General features: G+C 68.2%; 16 protein-coding genes. 12 read left to right on the top strand and 4 right to left on the bottom strand.

Features of this window, described 5'->3' with window-relative positions:
- Positions 1–97 precede the first annotated feature (97 nt).
- The 5 genes from OG430_RS25095 (at position 98) to OG430_RS25075 (ending at position 4,542) form a co-directional block, all read left to right on the top strand.
- Positions 98–220, top strand: coding sequence for a hypothetical protein (locus OG430_RS25095; protein ID WP_327354846.1), 123 nt, complete (start codon positions 98–100; stop codon positions 218–220).
- Between the two features lie 519 nt (positions 221–739).
- Entirely contained in the window at positions 740–1,420 is a 681-nt protein-coding gene (locus tag OG430_RS25090; RefSeq protein WP_327354845.1) for a PadR family transcriptional regulator, read from the top strand.
- A gap of 50 nt (positions 1,421–1,470) precedes the next feature.
- On the top strand, positions 1,471–2,553 hold the full coding sequence (locus OG430_RS25085; RefSeq protein WP_327354844.1) for an inositol-3-phosphate synthase: 1,083 nt from the start codon (positions 1,471–1,473) through the stop codon (positions 2,551–2,553).
- Between the two features lie 83 nt (positions 2,554–2,636).
- Positions 2,637–3,899 carry an MFS transporter gene (locus OG430_RS25080; protein ID WP_327354843.1) on the top strand — a complete coding sequence of 421 codons (1,263 nt, stop codon included), beginning with the start codon at positions 2,637–2,639 and terminating at the stop codon, positions 3,897–3,899.
- A gap of 112 nt (positions 3,900–4,011) precedes the next feature.
- Positions 4,012–4,542, top strand: a complete 531-nt coding sequence (locus tag OG430_RS25075) for an LppU/SCO3897 family protein (RefSeq protein WP_327354842.1) — start codon at positions 4,012–4,014, stop codon at positions 4,540–4,542.
- A 110-nt stretch (positions 4,543–4,652) separates the two neighbouring features.
- On the opposite strand, the gene OG430_RS25070 is transcribed toward OG430_RS25075, so the two are convergent.
- Positions 4,653–6,098 carry a CCA tRNA nucleotidyltransferase gene (locus OG430_RS25070; protein ID WP_327354841.1) on the bottom strand — a complete coding sequence of 482 codons (1,446 nt, stop codon included), beginning with the start codon at positions 6,096–6,098 and terminating at the stop codon, positions 4,653–4,655.
- 183 nt (positions 6,099–6,281) lie between these two features.
- On the opposite strand from OG430_RS25070, the gene OG430_RS25065 reads away from it, so the two are divergent.
- The 7 genes from OG430_RS25065 (at position 6,282) to trxA (ending at position 15,939) form a co-directional block, all read left to right on the top strand.
- The gene (locus tag OG430_RS25065) at positions 6,282–8,609 is read left to right on the top strand and encodes a DUF6049 family protein (protein WP_327354840.1); all 2,328 of its coding nucleotides are present in this window, start codon (positions 6,282–6,284) and stop codon (positions 8,607–8,609) included.
- A 47-nt stretch (positions 8,610–8,656) separates the two neighbouring features.
- Positions 8,657–10,822, top strand: a complete 2,166-nt coding sequence (gene murJ / locus OG430_RS25060) for a murein biosynthesis integral membrane protein MurJ (RefSeq protein WP_327354839.1) — start codon at positions 8,657–8,659, stop codon at positions 10,820–10,822.
- A gap of 129 nt (positions 10,823–10,951) precedes the next feature.
- Positions 10,952–12,673, top strand: coding sequence for a serine/threonine protein kinase (locus OG430_RS25055; protein ID WP_327354838.1), 1,722 nt, complete (start codon positions 10,952–10,954; stop codon positions 12,671–12,673).
- A 28-nt stretch (positions 12,674–12,701) separates the two neighbouring features.
- Complete coding sequence (gene sigM / locus OG430_RS25050) at positions 12,702–13,451, top strand: RNA polymerase sigma factor SigM (protein ID WP_327354837.1); 750 nt, start codon at positions 12,702–12,704, stop codon at positions 13,449–13,451.
- Complete coding sequence (locus tag OG430_RS25045; protein ID WP_327354836.1) at positions 13,448–14,437, top strand: anti-sigma factor family protein; 990 nt, start codon at positions 13,448–13,450, stop codon at positions 14,435–14,437. The genes sigM and OG430_RS25045 overlap by 4 nt, the downstream gene beginning before the upstream one ends.
- Before the next feature lie 163 nt (positions 14,438–14,600).
- Positions 14,601–15,563 carry a thioredoxin-disulfide reductase gene (gene trxB / locus OG430_RS25040; RefSeq protein WP_327354835.1) on the top strand — a complete coding sequence of 321 codons (963 nt, stop codon included), beginning with the start codon at positions 14,601–14,603 and terminating at the stop codon, positions 15,561–15,563.
- A gap of 43 nt (positions 15,564–15,606) precedes the next feature.
- The gene (gene trxA / locus OG430_RS25035; protein WP_327354834.1) at positions 15,607–15,939 is read left to right on the top strand and encodes a thioredoxin; all 333 of its coding nucleotides are present in this window, start codon (positions 15,607–15,609) and stop codon (positions 15,937–15,939) included.
- A gap of 108 nt (positions 15,940–16,047) precedes the next feature.
- Here the strand turns inward: trxA and OG430_RS25030 are convergent, their stop codons facing one another.
- The 3 genes from OG430_RS25030 to OG430_RS25020 all read right to left on the bottom strand — a co-directional run bounded on the left by OG430_RS25030 (position 16,048) and on the right by OG430_RS25020 (position 19,138).
- A complete protein-coding gene (locus OG430_RS25030) occupies positions 16,048–16,665 on the bottom strand; it encodes a GNAT family N-acetyltransferase (RefSeq protein ID WP_327354833.1) in 618 nt (205 codons plus the stop codon).
- 305 nt (positions 16,666–16,970) lie between these two features.
- Positions 16,971–18,065, bottom strand: a complete 1,095-nt coding sequence (locus tag OG430_RS25025; RefSeq protein ID WP_327354832.1) for a ParB/RepB/Spo0J family partition protein — start codon at positions 18,063–18,065, stop codon at positions 16,971–16,973.
- Positions 18,062–19,138 carry a ParA family protein gene (locus OG430_RS25020; RefSeq protein WP_327359217.1) on the bottom strand — a complete coding sequence of 359 codons (1,077 nt, stop codon included), beginning with the start codon at positions 19,136–19,138 and terminating at the stop codon, positions 18,062–18,064. The genes OG430_RS25025 and OG430_RS25020 overlap by 4 nt, the downstream gene beginning before the upstream one ends.
- Positions 19,139–19,259: the final 121 nt, after the last annotated feature.

Below are 19,259 nucleotides of genomic sequence, written 5' to 3'. Positions count from 1 at the left end.
TGAAGCGCTTCTTACGAGGCGGCTCATACCCACGCCCGCGACCACGCCCCGGCCCATTGGGTCCGCCACCACCGCGACGTCCGCCACCGCCGCCGCCATGCCCACCACGGCCGGCACCGCCGCCCTCGGGCGCACGCCGCCTACCGCCCCCGGTGGGAGCGCTGCGCTGCGCCGCACGGCGGGCATCGGCGCGGCCGCCGTACGGCCGGTCCTCGCCTGAGCCGTACGAACCGGAAGGTGTCCCCGTGCCGCCCCGCGGGGCGGCACGCCGACCGGAGGACGACCCTGTGACGCCGCGTCTGGCCGCGGCACGTCCGCCGCCCTGGGGCTGCGACGGTTTGCGACGGTGCTCGCTCATCGAACGACTACTCCTCGGGCAGGCGCAGCCATGCGCGCCTGGAAGCGGCAGGTGATTTCCAGTCCCCCCGAAGTACGAATGCGCCCGTCCCAGGGCTCACCCGCACAGCATCCGGGATGCCCAAAGCGCAGACGCCGCTTGGCGTCACGTGGGTCCCGGTGGTCTGCATGGCGCACACACTACGCACCGTCAAAACCCACCTACCGCCGAAGTTCACCCCAAATCAGGCAACTTGCTTCCTACGAATCGGTGATGTGACGCCGTTCACCGTGCCCCCTCTTGTCGCAACCGGAAGGCCGTTCTATCGTCGTGATGTATCGACTCGATACATCAGGTCGGCATAAAGGACCGCGGACAGCGGGTCCAGAGGGGAGGCGAACGATGAGCAGGCGCTCCGGCATCCTCGAGTTCGCCGTTCTCGGACTGCTCCGCGAATCCCCGATGCACGGCTATGAGCTGCGGAAACGGCTCAACACTTCGCTGGGGGTGTTCCGTGCCTTCAGCTACGGGACGCTCTACCCCTGCCTCAAGACGCTGGTCGGCAACGGCTGGTTGATCGAGGAACCGGGCAGCACAACAGAGGACGCCCTCGCGGCGCCACTCACCGGCCGCCGCGCCAAGATCGTCTACAGGTTGACGGCGGAAGGTAAGGAGCGTTTCGAGGAGCTGCTCTCGCAGACCGGCCCGGATGCGTACGAAGACGAGACCTTCGCCGCCCGCTTCGCCTTCTTCGGACAGACGGAACGGGACGTACGCATGCGCGTCCTGGAAGGCCGCCGCAGCCGCCTCGAGGAGCGCCTCGAGAAGATGCGCGCCTCGTTCGCCCGCACCCGCGAGCGCCTGGACGACTACACACTCGAGCTGCAGCGCCACGGCATGGAGTCCGTGGAGCGCGAAGTGCGCTGGCTGAACGAGCTCATCGAGAGCGAGCGAGCGGGACGGGACCAGCAGCGGTCCACTCCCGAGAGCTCCGCTCAGCAGGACACATCTGGAAAGACGGGCGGCCTGCCCCGGCACCGGGACAGTACCCGGCCGGATCCGTCCGATGACACCGACACATGAAGTCACCGCAGTCATGCACGACTTCATCGAGAACACAGGGAGCAACCGGAATGGGTTCGGTTCGCGTAGCCATCGTTGGCGTGGGCAACTGCGCCGCCTCGCTGGTCCAGGGCGTCGAGTTCTACAAGGACGCCGACCCGGACGCCAAGGTCCCGGGCCTGATGCACGTCCAGTTCGGCGAGTACCACGTGGGTGACGTCGAGTTCGTCGCCGCCTTCGACGTCGACGCGAAGAAGGTCGGCCTCGACCTCGCGGACGCGATCGGCGCCAGCGAGAACAACACCATCAAGATCTGCGACGTGCCGAACACCGGCGTCCAGGTCCAGCGTGGTCACACCCTCGACGGCCTGGGTCTGTACTACCGCCAGACCATCGAGGAGTCCGCCGAGGCCCCGGTCGACATCGTCCAGGTCCTCAAGGACAAGCAGGTCGACGTTCTGGTCTGCTACCTGCCCGTCGGTTCCGAGGACGCTGCGAAGTTCTACGCGCAGTGCGCCATCGACGCCAAGGTCGCCTTCGTCAACGCCCTTCCGGTCTTCATCGCCGGCACCAAGGAGTGGGCCGACAAGTTCACCGAGGCCGGTGTCCCGATCGTCGGCGACGACATCAAGTCCCAGGTGGGCGCCACCATCACGCACCGCGTGATGGCGAAGCTCTTCGAGGACCGCGGTGTCCGTCTTGAGCGCACCATGCAGCTCAACGTCGGCGGCAACATGGACTTCAAGAACATGCTCGAGCGCGATCGCCTCGAGTCCAAGAAGATCTCCAAGACGCAGGCCGTCACCTCGCAGATCCCCGACCGGGAGCTCGGCGAGAAGAACGTCCACATCGGCCCGTCGGACTACGTCGCGTGGCTCGACGACCGCAAGTGGGCGTACGTCCGCCTTGAGGGCCGCGCGTTCGGCGAGGTCCCGCTGAACCTGGAGTACAAGCTCGAGGTCTGGGACTCCCCGAACTCCGCGGGTGTCATCATCGACGCCGTGCGCGCCGCGAAGATCGCCAAGGACCGTGGCATCGGTGGCCCGATCCTGTCGGCCTCCAGCTACTTCATGAAGTCCCCGCCGGTCCAGTACTTCGACGACGAGGCCTACGCGAACGTCGAGAAGTTCATCAAGGGCGAGGTCGAGCGCTAAACGCTCCGCTGCTGTACGTCTCTTGATCGCAGGCCCCCGGGAAATCCCTCCGGGGGCCTGCGCGTTGTGTGAGGCTTTGCCCCATGGCCGTCGTACGTGACCTGCGCGTACTCCTCCGCTTCCGGCATTTCCGGCAGCTGCTCGCCGTCCGGCTCCTCTCCCAAGGTGCGGACGGCGTCTACCAAGTCGCGCTCGCCACCTACGTCGTCTTCTCCCCGGAGAAACAGACCTCGGCCACGGCCATCGCCTCGGCCATGGCCGTCCTGCTCCTCCCCTACTCCCTCATCGGCCCCTTCGCCGGCGTGCTCCTGGACCGCTGGCAGCGCCGCCAGGTCTTCCTCTACGGCAACCTGCTGCGTGCCGTGCTCGCCTGCATCACCGCGCTCCTGATCCTGAGCAGCGTCCCGGACTGGCTCTTCTACGTCTCCGCCCTGTGCGTGACAGCCGTCAACCGCTTCGTCCTGGCGGGACTCTCGGCAGCACTGCCCCGCGTGGTCGACGCCGACCGCCTGGTCCTCGCCAACTCCCTGTCCCCGACCGCCGGCACACTCGCCGCGACCGCGGGCGCGGGTCTCGCCTTCGCCGTACGTCTCCTCGTCTCGGACTCCGACGCGGCAGTCGTGCTCCTGGGCGCGGCGCTCTACCTCTGCTCGGCCCTCACCGCACTGCGCATCCCCCGCACCCTGCTCGGACCCGAGCCCGACCTGGTGCCGCCACGACTGCGGTCGGCGCTGGCCTCCACCGCACAGGGCCTTGCTGCAGGCGTACGACACCTCGCCGCCCCCGAACGGCGCGCTGCGGCAAGGGCGTTGGGTGCGATGACGCTGATGCGCTTCTGCTATGGCGGGCTGCTCGTGATGGTGCTGATGCTGTGCCGGTACGCCTGGACGTCACGCGAGTCCGAAGGCCTGGCCCTGCTCGGGCTCGCGGTGGGCGTCTCCGGGGCGGGCTTCTTCGCAGCTGCGGTGGCGACACCCTGGGCGGCCGGCAAGTGGGGGCCGGCCGGCTGGATCACCTTGTGCGCGAGCACCGCCGCCCTCCTCGAACCGGCTCTGGGGCTGTCTTTCGCCCCGGTCCCGACGCTGATCGCCGCGTTCGTGCTGGGCTTCACCACTCAGGGCGCGAAGATCGCCACCGACACGACGGTGCAGTCGCAGGTGGACGACGCCTTCCGTGGCCGGATCTTCTCCGTTTACGACGTGCTGTTCAACGTCGCCTTCGTGGGGGCGGCCGCAGTGACTGCGCTGGTACTGCCTTCTGACGGACGATCGGTCCCTCTGGTGATAACGATTGCTGTCATCTACGCGGCACTTGCTGCCGCTATGTACCGATCTGACGCGCAGTAAGTGTCACATCAACGCCACAGTGGCCCTCTCGACTTCAGAGTTGCCCATAGGTCCCGATAGCTTACGGGCGTCAATTCCGCGCCATCGCGCCAACGTTCGAGGGGGACCTCCAGTGACCACTCCGCCGCCCCAGGGCCAGAACCCGTACGGCCAGCCCCAGGGTGGGAACCCGTACGGTCAGCAGCAGGCCCCTCAGGGCTACCCGCAGCAGGGCTACCCCCAGCAGCCTGGCCAGCCCGGCGTCCCGCAGCAGCCCTCGCCCTACTTCAACCAGGGTCCGGCGCCGCAGCCGCCGCGTTCCCGGGTCAGCTTCAAGACCATCAAGAACATCGGCATCGTGGTCGTCTTCGCCATCGTGGCCATCGTCGGCTACATAGCCAGCCAGGACGACGCGGACACCGCAGCGGTGGGCGACTGCATGCACCAGGGCAGCAGCAGCTCCACCAACCCGGACCTCGAGGTCGTCGACTGCAGCGACTCCAAGGCTCAGTTCGAGGTGGTCGGGAAGGTCTCTGGTACCTACACCAGCGACACCGAAGCCAGCGCCAAGTGCGAGGCCGAGGGCAAGAAGTTCGACACGGTCTACAGCCAGAGCGGCGACGGCGAGGACTTCCTTCTCTGCCTCGCCACCCACAAGCCGTAGTACGGCCCACGCAGCCACACGGGGCGGTGTTTCACGTGAAACACCGCCCCGTACGCGTCCATGGAATGGCGCCATGTTTCACGTGAAACATGGCGCCATTCCATGCCTTCTCAGCTCTGCTGCAAGGCCCACCACTCCTTGAGCGCAGCCACCGCCGCATCCCGCTCCATCGGCCCGTTCTCCAGCCGAAGCTCCAGCAGGAACTTGTAGGCCTGCCCGATCGCCGGCCCCGGGCGAACCCCCAGGACCTCCATGATCTCGTTGCCGTCGAGGTCGGGCCGGATCGAGTCGAGCTCCTCCTGCTCCTGGAGTCGAGCGACGCGCTCCTCCAGGCCGTCGTACGCCCGCGACAGCGCATTGGCCTTGCGCTTGTTCCGGGTCGTGCAGTCCGAGCGGGTCAGCTTGTGCAACCGCGACAGCAGCGGCCCGGCGTCCCGTACGTAGCGACGTACAGCCGAATCCGTCCACTCACCCGTGCCATAGCCGTGGAAGCGCAGATGCAGCTCGACGAGCCGTGACACGTCCTTCACGAGCTCATTGGAGTACTTGAGCGCCAGCATCCGCTTCTTGGTCATCTTGGCGCCCACCACCTCGTGGTGGTGGAAGGAGACCCGGCCGTCCGACTCGAAGCGCCGAGTCTTCGGCTTGCCGATGTCGTGCAGCAGCGCAGCGATCCGCAGGGTGAGGTCCGGTCCGTCCTCCTCCAGCGCGATCGCCTGCTCAAGGACTGTCAGCGAGTGCTCGTACACGTCCTTGTGCCGGTGGTGCTCATCGCTCTCCAGGCGCAATGCCGGAAGCTCCGGCAGTACGTGGTCCGCGAGGCCGGTGTCCACGAGCAGGGCGAGGCCCTTGCGCGGGTGGGCGGAGAGCAGCAGCTTGTTCAGTTCGTCCCGCACACGCTCGGCCGACACGATCTCGATGCGCTCGGCCATCGCCTTCATCGCGGCGACCACCTCGGGCGCCACCTCGAAGTCGAGCTGTGCCGCGAACCGTGCCGCCCGCATCATGCGCAGCGGGTCGTCCGAGAACGACTCCTCCGGCGTGCTGGGCGTGCGCAGGACGCGCTCCGCGAGGTCCTCGAGACCACCGTGCGGGTCGATGAAGTCCTTCTCCGGGAGTGCCACCGCCATCGCGTTGACCGTGAAGTCCCGGCGCACGAGGTCCTGCTCGATGGAGTCGCCGTAGGACACCTCGGGCTTGCGCGAGGTGCGGTCGTACGCCTCCGAGCGGTACGTCGTCACCTCGATCTGGTAGCCGGCCTTCTGGCAGCCGACCGTGCCGAAGGCGATCCCGACCTCCCACACCGAGTCCGCCCACGGCCGGACGATCTTCAGTACGTCGTCGGGGCGGGCGTCGGTCGTGAAGTCCAGGTCGTTGCCGAGCCGGCCGAGCAGCGCGTCGCGAACCGACCCGCCGACCAGCGCCAGCGAGAACCCGGCCTCCTGAAAACGGCGGGCGAGGTCGTCGGCGACAGGGGACACCCGCAGCAGTTCACTGACTGCGCGGCGCTGCACCTGGCTCAGTGCACTGGGGTTGTCTTCATTGGCGTTCGGCACAACAGAAAAGGGTACGTGCCCTGGGCCGCCGAGGCGTCCCTGTTTCCCTCCGGCCCCCTGACACCGCCCCTGACCTGGCTTCCGATCATGTGGAGCAGTCCGCGGCACTTAGCCACAGCCGGTCTCGTTACCATGCGGGGACGCAATTGCGACGACCACTGACGACGAGGGACGGACGAGCGCGTGGCCGAGGCGGCAGACTTCCAGGGGATGACTCCCTCACCTGCCCGCCGGTGGCTGCGGCGCACCGCCGGGCTGCTTGCCGCGGCGCCTCTGCTCGTCGGCCTGATGCAGCTGCCTTCCGCCCCCGCCGCGCACGCCGTCAACGCGGAAGCCACGGGCTCACGCTCGGTCGATGTCTCGGTCAACGAGCTCACTCCCAACGTCCCCACCGAAGACGACACCCTCACCATCTCTGGCAAGGTCACCAACAAGACCAAGCAGACCGTCACCGACGCCCGCGTCGATTTGCGGGTCGGCCCGGTGATGACGGGACGCACCGAGATCGACAACGCCTCGAAACGGGTCGGTACCGCCCAAGGCCTCGAGGGCAGCCCCATCGGCGGCAAGTACGTCGAGAAGTTCGACAAGCTCGCCCCCGACGTGCCGCAGGACTTCACGCTCTCCATCCCCGTCAAGGAGCTCGATCTCTCCTCGGCGGGCATCTACCAGCTGGGCGTGACCCTGACCGGTCGCACGGCTGCCCAGCCTGCGTACGACCAGACGCTGGGCATCCAGCGGACCTTCCTGCCGTGGCAGCCCGAAGCCTCGGAGGAGAAGACCAAGCTCACCTACATGTGGCCGCTCATCTCCCGCGTTCACATGACCGCCGAGACGGGCTCGGACGAGCAGCAGACCCCGGTCTTCACGGACGACGGCCTGGCCGAGGAGATCGCTCCGGGTGGCCGCTTGGACACGATGCTGTCGCTGGGCAGCGACCTGCCCGTCACCTGGGTCATCGACCCGGACCTCCTCGCCTCGGTCGACGCGATGGTCAAGGGCTACCGCATCAAGAACCCCGACGGCAGCATCACCCCCGGGAAGAACAACAAGCTCGCCAAGGACTGGCTCAACCGGCTCGAGCAAGCCGTCAAGGACAAGAAAGTCGTCGCTCTTCCCTACGCCGATCCCGATCTCGCCTCTCTCGCCCACAACAGCGAGGGCTCCCTCGGCTACCTCAAGGACGCCACGGATGCTGCCGTCAGCACCGTGGACACCATCCTCCATGTGACGCCGAGCACCGACTTCTCCTGGCCCGTCGACGGCGCGATCGACCCCAAGATCGTCAACGTAGCCACCTCGGCCGGCGCCCACACGGTGATCGCCCGCAGCGACAGCCTGCGCGAGACGGGCAACCTGCTGTACACGCCCTCCGCGGCCAGGCCGATCGGTGGCGGCACCACCGCAGTGGTCGCCGACGCCCGCCTGTCGACCGCGTTCCAGGGCGACATGAGCAGTGCTGAGAACTCCACGCTCGCCGTGCAGGAGTTCCTGGCCCAGAGCCAGATGATCACGCTGCAGGACCCGGAGAAGCAGCGCAACATCGTCGTCGCCCCTCAGCGCATGCCCTCCACCAGCCAGGCCCAGGCGATGGCCGCGGCCCTGGGCGCCCCTGGCGCCGACCGCTGGTCTCAGTCCGACGACCTGCTCGCGGCCGCCAAGGCCAAGCCCGACCCGAAGGCCACCTCCCAGGTGCCGAGTTCCTACCCCAAGGCGCTGAGCCGTCAGGAGCTGTCGGAGAAGGCCTTCACGGATATTCAGACGACCAAGTCGATGCTGGACAAGTTCAAGGTCATCCTCAGCGAGCCGGATCGCGTCGTCCCGCCCTTCGGCCGGGCGATCGACCGCGAGATGTCCACGTCTTGGCGCGGGCACAAGGACGAGGCCTCCGCGTACCGCTCGGGCGTACAGGATTGGCTCGACAAGCTGACCAGCCAGGTGAAGCTGATCCCGAAGACGGAGGTCAAACTCTCGGGACGCAGCGCAACCATCCCGGTGACGATCCAGAACAACCTGGTCCAGGGCGTCGAGCACCTGACGTTGCGTCTCACCTCGGCGAAGCCGGCCCGCCTCAAGATCGGCGACAAAGCCTACGACGAGGAGCCCGTCAAGGTCTCCGCCGCGCACAGCCAGTCGATCAAGTTCACCACGACGGCCAACGCCAACGGCCCGGTGCCCGTGACCGCGCAGCTCTTCACCGCGGACGGCGAACCGTACGGCGATCCGATCCCGTTCGACGTCAATGTCACCGAGGTCACCCCGACCGTCATGCTCGTGATCGCTGGCGGTGTCCTCCTGCTCGTCCTCGCCGGATTCCGGATGTACACGCAGCGCAAGGCAGCGGCCCGGCGAGCGGCCGAAGAGGCCGACGCCGGCGGGGAGGACGGCCCGGAAGGGGAGTCGGGAAGCAGCTCCGGGGAAGACGATCCCGAGCAGCCGAGTGACCCGACACCGGACACCGCTCCGGAAAGCACCGACCCGTCCGGCACGGGTGAGAGAGTGGACCGTTGAGCAACGATGTGGCCGGTGGGCCGTGGGACCGATGAGGTGGGGTAAGCATGAACGCGCCGTACGACGGTGACCGCGGCCAGGGCGCGGGCGGCAGCGACCCCTCGGGCCAGCAGTTCCCTGCACAGCAGCCCGCCCCGGACATGTACGTCCAGGACGCCTATGACCAGGATCCGTACCGCGCGCAGGATCTGGCCGCCCAGGATCCGGTGACCGAGGCCCTCTACGACCGCGCGGCACACCCGCCGCCACCGCCCGGCACGTATGCCGAGCCGCATCCGCTCTACGCCCAGCCACAGACCCCGCCGTACGCCCCGGACCCGAACGTCTGGGCGCAGACCCCGGCACCCGAGCCGGACGGCCCGTCCCGTCACCTGCCGTACGGCGACGATGCCCGTACGACGCAGTTCGTGGGCGTGGACGATCTGGTCACCCGGGCCGGCGAGGAGCGCCACGAACCGGACGCCTTCGCGCACCTCTTCCGCGACCAGCAGGGCAGCGGCACCCATCCGCCCGCGCAGTCTCCGACGGTGCCGTCCCCGTCCGCGGCGCCGGCCCAGGCGCCCGCACCCGCACCCGCCGCCCAAAAGGGCGGCCGCACCTCCAGCATCCTCAAGTCCAGCGCGGTGATGGCCGCGGGAACCTTCGTGTCCCGCATCACCGGCTTCCTGCGCACCCTCGTGATGGCCGCCGCGATCGGCGTCGGCACCCTCAACGACACGTACCAGGTCGCCAACGTCCTGCCCACGATGATCTACATCTTGGTCGCGGGCGGCGCCATGAACGCGGTCTTCATCCCTCAGCTCGTCCGGGCCATGAAGAACGACGACGACGGTGGCGAGGCGTACGCCAACCGGCTCCTCACCCTGGTCATCGTGCTGCTCGGCGCCGTCACGGTGGTCTGTGTACTGGCCGCCCCACTCTTCGTACGCCTCATGGCGCAGGACTACGAAGGCGCGCAGTTCGATCTCACGGTCACCTTCGCCCGCTACTGCATCCCCACCATGTTCTTCATGGGTGTGCACGTGGTGCTCGGGCAGATCCTCAACGCCCGCGGCCGGTTCGGCGCGATGATGTGGACCCCGGTCCTGAACAACGTCATCATCATCGCCACCTTCGGCGCTTTCATCTGGGCCTTCGGCACCTCCAAGTCCTCCGGCGTCGAGACCTCGACAATCACTCCGGAGGGCGTCCAGCTCCTCGGCATCGGCACCCTGCTCGGCCTCGTCGTCCAGGCCCTTGCGATGCTGCCGTACCTGCGCGAGGCGGGCTTCAAGCCGCAGCTGCGCTTCGACTGGAAGGGCCAGGGGCTCGGCAAGACCGCCGCGCTCGCCAAGTGGACGCTCTTCTTCGTCCTCGCCAACCAGCTCGGCATGGTCGTCGTCACCAACCTCGCCACCGCGGCCGGAGTCTCCGCCGGCAAGGGACATCCCGGCACCGGCATCACGGCGTACAACTACGCGCTGCTGCTCTGGCAGATGCCGCAGGCCATCATCACGGTGTCCGTGATGACCGCGGTGCTTCCCCGTATCTCGCGCTCGGCCAATGACGGTGACGCCGCGGCGGTCCGCGACGATCTCTCGTACGGGCTGAGAACGTCCGCGGTGGCGATCGTCCCGTGCGCCTTCGCCTTCCTCGCCCTCGGCGTCCCGATGGCCACGCTGCTCTACTCGGGCACCGATGGCGCGCAGAACATCGGCTACGTCCTGATGGCGTTCGGTCTCGGCCTCATCCCGTACTCCGTGCAGTACGTGGTGCTGCGTGGCTTCTACGCATACGAGGACACGCGGACCCCCTTCTACAACACGGTCATCGTGGCCGCGGTCAACGCGGCGGCCTCGCTGGTCTCCTTCCTCGTCCTCCCCGCCCGCTGGGCGGTCGTCGGCATGGCAGCCTCCTACGGCCTGGCCTACGTCGTCGGCGTCGGTGTGGCCTGGAGCCGGCTGCGCAAGCGGCTGGGCGGCGACCTGGACGGTGCGCACGTGATGCGTACGTACGCCAGGCTCGTCGGAGCCTCGGTCCCTGCGGCCCTCGCCGGTGGCGCCGTCGGCTTCGCGCTCCTCAAGGCCCTCGGCAGCGGCGCCCTCGGCTCGCTGGCGGCCTTGGTGGTGGGCGGGATCGTGCTGCTCGGTGTCTTCTTCGTCGCCGCACGGAGGATGCGGATCGAGGAGCTCAACGGCATGGTGGGCATGGTGCGTGGACGTCTCGGCCGCTGACCCGGTGATCTAGCCGACGGTCGCGCACAACCATCATCGTCTGCCGCGTGTCGTGCATACCGGCCGACTGTGGGCACAATTGGGTTTGGCGTCGTACAGAGCGCAATGGATGGGGAGGCAGGAACGACGGTGGCGGATCGGAGCACAGCTGCCGTCGACGTGGCAGCAGGAGGCGGCGGGGAGCCGCCGACCGCGAAGGCGGGCCAGGCCACGACCGACGGGGCGGCCCAGGGCCGGGAGACAGCAGCGAACGACGACGGCACGCAGCAGTCCGTCGGCAGTACGGAAGCCGGCAGGCCGCAGGCCACGCCGCCCGAACTGCACAGCGGCCACAAGCTCGCCAGACGCTACCGACTCGAGGAATGCGTCACCCGTCTGGACGGATTCAGCAGCTGGCGGGCGGTGGACGAGAAGCTCCGTCGCGCCGTCGGCGTGCACCTGCTGCCCGCGGACCATCCACGCGCCCGCTCGGTGCTCTCCGCTGCGCGTTCCTCGGCTCTCCTCGGCGACCCGCGCTTTGTACAGGTCCTCGACGCCGTCGAAGAGAACGACCTTGTCTACGTGGTCCATGAGTGGCTGCCTGACGCCACGGAGTTGACCGCGCTCCTCGCGGCGGGCCCGCTGGAGCCGCACGACGCCTATCAGCTCGTCAGCCAGGTTGCCCAGGCCATGGCCGCCGCCCACCGCGAGGGGCTCGCCCACCTCCGGCTCACCCCGAGCGCCGTCCTGCGCACCTCGTCCGGTCAGTACCGCCTTCGGGGCCTCGCGGTGAACGCCGCCCTGCGCGGCATCTCCTCCGACACCCCCCAGCGCACCGACACCGAGGCAATCGGCGCGCTGCTGTACGCCTCGCTGACCCAGCGCTGGCCGTACGAGGACGACGCATACGGTCTGACGGGCCTGCCCAAGGCCGTCGGCCTCATCGCACCCGACCAGGTACGTGCGGGCGTCCACCGCGGGCTGTCCGAGCTCGCCATGCGCGCGCTGGCCAACGACGGGGCGACCGCGTCCCGCCAGGAGCCTGCGTGCACCACGCCCGAGGAGCTGGCCAAGGCCGTCGGCGAGATGCCGCGCATCCGCCCGCCGGAGCCCACGTTCGCCACTCCGCCCGCGTACCAGCGGACCACCTACCAGCAGGGCACGTACGGCCGTCCGCCGATGCCGCCCGGCGTCACCCAGCCCCTTGCCGCCACACCTCCGGCCCCGCTGCAGAGCCGTACCGGCAAGGCCCTCAAGTGGGCCGTGTCGGCCCTCCTGATCGCCGCCCTCGGCCTCGGCAGCTGGCAGCTCGCGGACGCCCTCATGGACCGCGACAAGTCCGGTGACTCCGGCGGGACTTCCCAGACGGACGACAGCGGAGACAAGAACAAGCCTCCCGCCAACGGGCCTCTGAAGATCGAGGGCGCCGAGGAGTACGGCGGCGGAGGCGCGCTTCAGAACCCGGCCGACGTCGGCAAGACGTACGACGGCAACGGCTCCACGTACTGGCGCACCAAGAGCTTCATAGGCGGTCCGAAGCTGGCGCCGTACCGGAAGGGTGTCGGCATCGTCTACGACCTCGGCTCCGAACAGAACGTCTCGGCCGCGTCGATAGCTCTTCGCTACGGTGGCGACCACACCACTGTCGAGCTGTATGCAACGAACTCGCTGTCACCGTCGTCTTCCGTGACGTCAATGAAGCAGATCGCGACAGGCACGACCACAGACACCTCGCTCAAGGCAAAGGGCAAGGAAGCCGTCAAGACCCGCTACGTGCTGGTGTGGCTGACGGATGTCCCGCACGCGCCGAAGGACCAGTTCAGCAGCGCGGGGTACAAGCAGGCGATTACGGACGTGAAGTTCACGAGCTGAGCGGCTGACCGGGGGGAGGGGCTCAACGGTGCACGACGCCACATACGGCGAGGTGAACGACCAGGATCTCCTGGCCCGTCATGTCGACGGCGACCCCGACGCCTTCGGCGAGCTCGTACGCCGGCATCGCGACCGCCTGTGGGCGGTGGCGCTGCGCACCCTGGGAGACCGCGAAGAGGCCGCGGACGCGGTGCAGGACGCGCTGGTCTCCGCCTATCGGGCCGCCCATACGTTCCGTGGGCAGTCCGCGGTCACCACTTGGCTGCACCGGATCACGGTCAACGCCTGCCTCGACCGGGCCCGCAAGGCCGCCTCCCGAAAGACCTCGCCGGTCGACGACACCGAGCGCCTCGAGCAGCTCCTCGAACCGCATGAGTCCGCCTCTGCCCCCGCCGAGCGGCACGACCTCCACCGCGAACTGATCGAGGCACTGGGCACGCTTCCTCCCGACCAGCGGGCGGCCCTCGTCCTCGTGGACATGCAGGGCTATCCGGTGGCGGAGGCCGCAGCCGTCCTCGACGTACCCACGGGCACGGTGAAGAGCCGCTGCGCTCGTGGCAGAGCCCGGTTGCTGCCTCTCCTGCGCCACCTGCGTCCTGACGGCACGGACAGCGGCGGCACAGGCAGAGAAGGAGGGGACGGCAAGAGGCCGGGCGCAGGAAGGAACCGGACGCAGGGGACATCCGTCCCACCGGCAGCAGGGCCAGGGGACACAGGACCTCGGGACACAGGACCAAGCGATTCAGCTGCCGTGAAGGGCGGAGGTGGGCGAGCGTGACATCCACGACCGACACGGCCGAGCACCCGGAAGTATCGGAGCTCTCCGAGCTGGCGGAGGGCCTGCTCTCACCGGCTCGTACCGCGGACGTACGCCGCCACCTGGACGGCTGCGTGCTGTGCGCTGATGTCCACGCTTCCCTCGAGGAGATCCGCAGCCTGCTGGGCACCCTGCCCGGACCACCGCAGATGCCCGCCGACGTGGCGGGTCGAATCGACGCCGCGCTGGCCGCGGAAGCGCTCCTGGATGCCTCACTCCCGGGCATCGACACATCACCGGACGAATCGAATGCCACCGCTCCCACACGGGAGCCGGACATTGCCGACACCGCGCGTGAAGCCAGTGCCGCGCGTGAAACTGATGAACATGTTTCACGTGAAACATCGCCCACGGTGGACCGGCCCGCCGGCCACCCTCGGGCCTCCACCGGCCCTGGCCGCTCCGCTCCCCGGCGTCGGCGTCGCATCGCCGCGGCTGCGCTCGGGACCCTCGCCACGGTGGCTGCCATCGGTCTCGGCACCCTGCTGATCCAGTCCGCCGGCGACAACGGCTCGGAGTCCGGCGGCACAGTGGCGAGCGACCAGTCGGACTCCCGCGCCTTCTCCAAGAAAGAGCTGGGCGATCAGGTGCAATCTCTACTCACGGAGAGCATGTCGACGTCCAAGGCCGACGACCCCTCGCATCGCAGTCCGGGTGCGAACAGCGCGGACGGCGGAGTCAGGACCCCCGAGATGGAGACGGCCCCCACGCTGTTCGGCAAGGAGCCCGATGTGCCGGAATGCGTCAAGCGGGGCATCAGCAGCGAGGCAACTCCTCTCGCTACGGAGAAGGGCACCTATGAGGGCACGGCCGCCTATCTCGTGGTGCTGCCTCATGCGACCGACACCAGCCGCGTCTCGGCGTACGTCGTCGACGCGAGCTGCGTGAACGGACCCGCCTCGGCCAAGGGCGAGGTGCTGTTCACCCATACCTACCCTCGTCGCTGAGCCCGACGGGCGCCTCCTGCGGTAGCCCTGTGCGTACTGACACGCTCGGCTCTCGGTCCAAACGGGAATGCATGCCCCGTAGGATCCGTTGGGTGGGGTGAGAGTCCTGAGACGGGGCTCCGCCCGAGGCAGTAGGCAGTCCGCAGAGACGAGGAAGCAACCCGTGAGCGACGTCCGTAACGTGATCATCATCGGCTCCGGACCCGCCGGCTACACGGCGGCGCTGTACACCGCGCGCGCGTCGCTGAAGCCGCTGGTCTTCGAGGGTGCCGTCACCGCCGGCGGTGCGCTCATGAACACCACCGAGGTGGAGAACTTCCCGGGCTTCCAGGACGGCATCATGGGCCCCGAGCTCATGGACAACATGCGCGGCCAGGCCGAGCGCTTCGGCGCCGAGCTGATCCCGGACGATGTGGTCGCGGTCGACCTCACCGGTGAGATCAAGACCGTCACCGACACGGCCGGCACGGTGCACCGCGCCAAGTCCGTGATCGTCACCACCGGTTCCCAGCACCGCAAGCTCGGTCTGCCCAACGAGGACGCGCTCTCCGGACGCGGCGTCTCCTGGTGCGCCACGTGCGACGGGTTCTTCTTCAAGGACCAGGACATCGCCGTGATCGGCGGTGGCGACACCGCGATGGAGGAGGCGACCTTCCTCTCGCGCTTCGCCAAGTCCGTGACGATCGTCCACCGCCGTGACAGCCTGCGCGCCTCCAAGGCCATGCAGGACCGTGCTTTCGCCGACCCGAAGATCAAGTTCGCCTGGGACAGCGAAGTCGCCGAGATCCACGGCGAGCAGAAGCTCTCCGGTCTGACCCTGCGCAACACCAAGACCGGTGAGACCTCCGAGCTGCCGGTCACCGGCCTCTTCATCGCCGTCGGGCACGACCCTCGCACGGAGCTCTTCAAGGGTCAGCTCGAGCTGGACGGCGAGGGCTACCTCAAGGTCGAGGCCCCCTCCACTCGCACCAACCTGTCCGGCGTCTTCGGTGCCGGCGACGTCGTGGACCACACCTACCGGCAGGCGATCACCGCAGCGGGCACCGGCTGCTCCGCCGCTCTGGACGCCGAGCGCTTCCTTGCAGCGCTCGCCGACAGCGAGACCGCTGCCGCCGCAACTGCCTGATCCTGCTTCCCCCAACGCCCCCTGCAACAAAGGAGAAAGTGCCATGGCCGGTGCCACCATCACCGTGACGGACGCCGACTTCGAGGAGAAGGTCCTCAAGAGCGACAAGCCCGTGCTCGTCGACTTCTGGGCCGCCTGGTGCGGTCCGTGCCGCCAGATCGCCCCCTCGCTCGAGGCGATCGCGGGCGAGCACGACGAGATCATCGTCGCCAAGCTCAACATCGACGAGAACCCGGCCACCGCCGCCAAGTACGGCGTCATGTCGATCCCGACCCTGAACGTCTACCAGGGCGGTGAGGTGGCCAAGACGATCGTCGGCGCCAAGCCGAAGGCGGCCATCGAGCGCGACCTCGAGGGCTTCATCGCTGCGAAGTAGCAGCTGCTGCTTCCGTGCAGCGGATGCGAGCGGACTGTTTCACGTGAAACGGGCCCGCCCCCTGTAGCAGGGGGCGGGCCCGTTTCACGTCTGTCTACCCATGCACCTCTAAAGCGGCCGCAACGCAGGCTCCTTCTGGACTGCACCCAGGAGACGGTCGAGGGCCAACTCGACGTCCTCCTTCCAGGAGAGCGTCGTACGCAACTCGAGCCGCAGCCGCGGATGAACCGGATGCGGTCGTACGGTCTTGAAGCCCACGGCGAGCAGATGGTCCGCCGGCAGCACACACGCGGGCTCCTTCCAGCGGGCATCCCCGAAGGCCTCTATCGCCTTGAAGCCTCTTCGCAGCAGATCCTTCGCCACGGTCTGCACCACCACCCGGCCAAGTCCCTGCCCCTGATAGCCCGGCATGATCCATGCCGTCATCAGCTGTACGGCGTCCGGTGACACCGGGCTCGTGGGAAACGCGGTGGAGCGCGGCACGTACGCCGGCGGGGCGTACAGCACAAAGCCAACCGGGATCTCGTCGACATAGACGACCCGACCGCAGGAACCCCACTCAAGCAGCACCGCGGAGATCCAGGCTTCCTTCTCCAGCTCGGGAGTGCCCGCCTTTACCGCGGCCTGCCCACTGACCGGATCCAGCTCCCAGAAGACACACGCACGGCAGCGCTTGGGAAGGTCCGAGAGGTTGTCCAGCGTGAGCGGTACGAGCCGACGCCCCATGAAGGCAGTTCCTCGCTTCCTACGCCCGCCGCACCACGGGCGGCGGTCAGAGTGCTCCGTTCCTTGAGCAGACTGCCGACGAAACCGCCGACCGCGCCCAGCCCAAGGCCCGCAGTCATCAGCCCGGTGCGGTTCATCGATCGCATGGCCCCCGCCTCCCTCTCCAGAGGTGCCGCCAGGTGGATGCGCCATACCTGAGCGCATCGTATCCACCATGCGATTGCATCGAAACCGCCAGAAAGCAAAGAGCGGGCCGTGTTCCGGTACACACCGGACACCGCCCGCTCTCGCAGTGGCACGAGGCCTCAGCTCTCGTCGTCCTCGTCCTCTGTGAGGCTCTTCTCGAGGACCGGCCCCTCACCCGGGGCGAGCGTGCCCAGGATGCGCTCCAGGTCGTCCATGGAGGCGAACTCCACGACGATCTTGCCCTTCTTCTGTCCCAGGTCCACCTTCACCCGCGTCTCGAACCGGTCCGAGAGGCGAGAGGCGAGATCGGTCAGCGCCGGCGACAGACGACCTCCGGCCCGAGGGCCCTTGTTCCGCGGCGCTGTCTTCGGCCGGGACCCCATCAGGGTCACGATCTCCTCGACCGCACGCACCGACAGCCCTTCGGCCACGATGCGATGAGCGAGCCGCTCCTGTTCCTCGGAGTCCTCGACGGAGAGCAGCGCCCGAGCATGACCCGCGGACAGCACCCCGGCGGCGACCCTGCGCTGCACCGCCGGCGACAGCTTGAGCAGACGCAGGGTGTTGGAGACCTGCGGGCGTGAGCGACCGATCCGGTCCGCCAGCTGGTCGTGCGTGCAGTTGAAGTCCTTCAGCAACTGGTCGTAGGCCGCGGCCTCTTCCAGCGGGTTCAGCTGTGCTCGGTGCAGGTTCTCCAGGAGCGCGTCCAGGAGAAGCTTCTCGTCCTCCGTGGCCCGCACGATCGCGGGAATCCGCTCCAGGCCGGCCTCACGGCAGGCACGCCAGCGGCGCTCGCCCATGATGAGCTCGTACCGGGAAGCACTCAACTGCCGTACGACAACCGGCTGAAGAAGCCCGACCTCCTTGATGGAGGTGATGAGCTCGGCCAGAGCGTCCTCGTCGAAGACCTCGCGCGGCTGTCGCGGGTTGGGGGTGATGAAGTCCAGCGGCAGCTCGGCGAAATGAGCTCCGGCAGAAGGCTCCTCCACCACCACGGCCTCGACGGTGGGCTCTTCCGTTTCACGTGGAACGTTGCCCTGCGGAAGGGTCGCCACCTTCGCGGCGGCCACACCACGCTCGGCGGTGAGCACCGGCACGGCCGAGGGGGAGCTCGTTGCCCCGCCCATGGCCGGCGGTGCCGACTTCTCCGCGGTCGGGGCCGCGGGGATCAGAGCGCCGAGTCCGCGCCCCAGACCTCTACGTCGCTCGCTCACTGGATCCCCTCCGCCATGCTCTGCTGATCGTTCTGTGCGCCTGTCTGGCCGTGCTGTGCGTCATAGCGCACCCCGACCCCGCGCAGCGCCATCTCCCGGGCTGCTTCGAGATAGGAGAGCGCACCGCTTGATCCGGGATCGTAGGTCAGCACGGTCTGCCCGTAGCTGGGCGCCTCCGAGATACGGACCGAACGGGGAATGCTCGTCCTAAGGACTTCTTCACCGAAGTGGTTGCGCACCTCGTCGGCCACCTGGGAGGCGAGCCGGGTCCGGCCGTCGTACATGGTGAGCAGGATGGTCGACACGTGCAGATCGGGGTTGAGGTGACCGCGCACCAGGTCGACATTGCGCAGCAGCTGGCCGAGGCCTTCGAGCGCGTAGTACTCGCACTGGATGGGGATGAGCACCTCTGCGCCCGCCACCAATGCGTTGACCGTCAACAGCCCCAGCGAGGGCGGGCAGTCGATGAGGATGTAGTCGAGGGGCTGCTCATACGCCTGGATCGCACGCTGCAGCCTGCTCTCGCGGGCCACCAGCGACACCAGCTCGATCTCCGCACCGGCGAGATCGATCGTGGCAGGAGCGCAGAAGAGGCCCTCGACATCGGGGACCGGCTGCACGACCTCGGAGAGCGGCTTGCTCTCCACCAACACGTCGTAGATGGAAGGGACTTCGGCGTGATGGTCGATCCCCAGGGCCGTGGAAGCGTTGCCCTGCGGGTCGAGGTCGACCACCAGAACCCGCGCACCGTGCAGCGCGAGTGAGGCGGCCATATTGACCGTGGTGGTGGTCTTGCCGACCCCGCCCTTCTGGTTGGCGACCACCATGACCCGGGTCTGCTCGGGTCGTGGGAGACCCTCGCCGGCTCGACCCAGCGCCTCTACTGCCAGTTGGGCAGCGCGACCGATGGGGGTGTCGTCCATCGGGGGCGGTGTTTCACGTGAAACATCCTCCCCCACCGACTCGGTACGGGGACCGGGGACCGGATCGGTCATCGGTCCCGCGATGTTGGCGTTGGACCGCAAGGCTTCACTCTCCTCGACTTCAGGCTCGGAATGAACAGAGCCTCCCATGCCTTCGGGGTCGTGAACCAGCGAGGCCCGGTCTTCTGTGGAGGAATCCACCTCTGTGGACAACTCTGTCCCCCCTGAGAGGGGTCCGCGATCACGCGAGGACGCGGTGCGACCGCGACTG

The sequence above is a fragment of the Streptomyces sp. NBC_01304 genome (genome assembly GCF_035975855.1).
Classification (GTDB): domain Bacteria; phylum Actinomycetota; class Actinomycetes; order Streptomycetales; family Streptomycetaceae; genus Streptomyces.
The sequence above is the reverse complement of the archived record's forward strand: the minus strand, read 5'-3'. Positions and strand labels throughout refer to the sequence as shown.

Excerpts from the sequence above, each read along its gene's own strand:
- OG430_RS25095 (WP_327354846.1), top strand. The coding sequence starts at position 98 with ATGCCCACCACGGCCGGCACCGCCGCCCTCGGGCGCACGCCGCCTACC.
- OG430_RS25090 (WP_327354845.1), top strand. The coding sequence starts at position 740 with ATGAGCAGGCGCTCCGGCATCCTCGAGTTCGCCGTTCTCGGACTGCTC.
- OG430_RS25085 (WP_327354844.1), top strand. The coding sequence starts at position 1,471 with ATGGGTTCGGTTCGCGTAGCCATCGTTGGCGTGGGCAACTGCGCCGCC.
- OG430_RS25080 (WP_327354843.1), top strand. The coding sequence starts at position 2,637 with ATGGCCGTCGTACGTGACCTGCGCGTACTCCTCCGCTTCCGGCATTTC.
- murJ (WP_327354839.1), top strand. The coding sequence starts at position 8,657 with ATGAACGCGCCGTACGACGGTGACCGCGGCCAGGGCGCGGGCGGCAGC.
- trxA (WP_327354834.1), top strand. The coding sequence starts at position 15,607 with ATGGCCGGTGCCACCATCACCGTGACGGACGCCGACTTCGAGGAGAAG.
- OG430_RS25030 (WP_327354833.1), bottom strand. The coding sequence starts at position 16,665 with ATGGGGCGTCGGCTCGTACCGCTCACGCTGGACAACCTCTCGGACCTT.
- OG430_RS25020 (WP_327359217.1), bottom strand. The coding sequence starts at position 19,138 with ATGGGAGGCTCTGTTCATTCCGAGCCTGAAGTCGAGGAGAGTGAAGCC.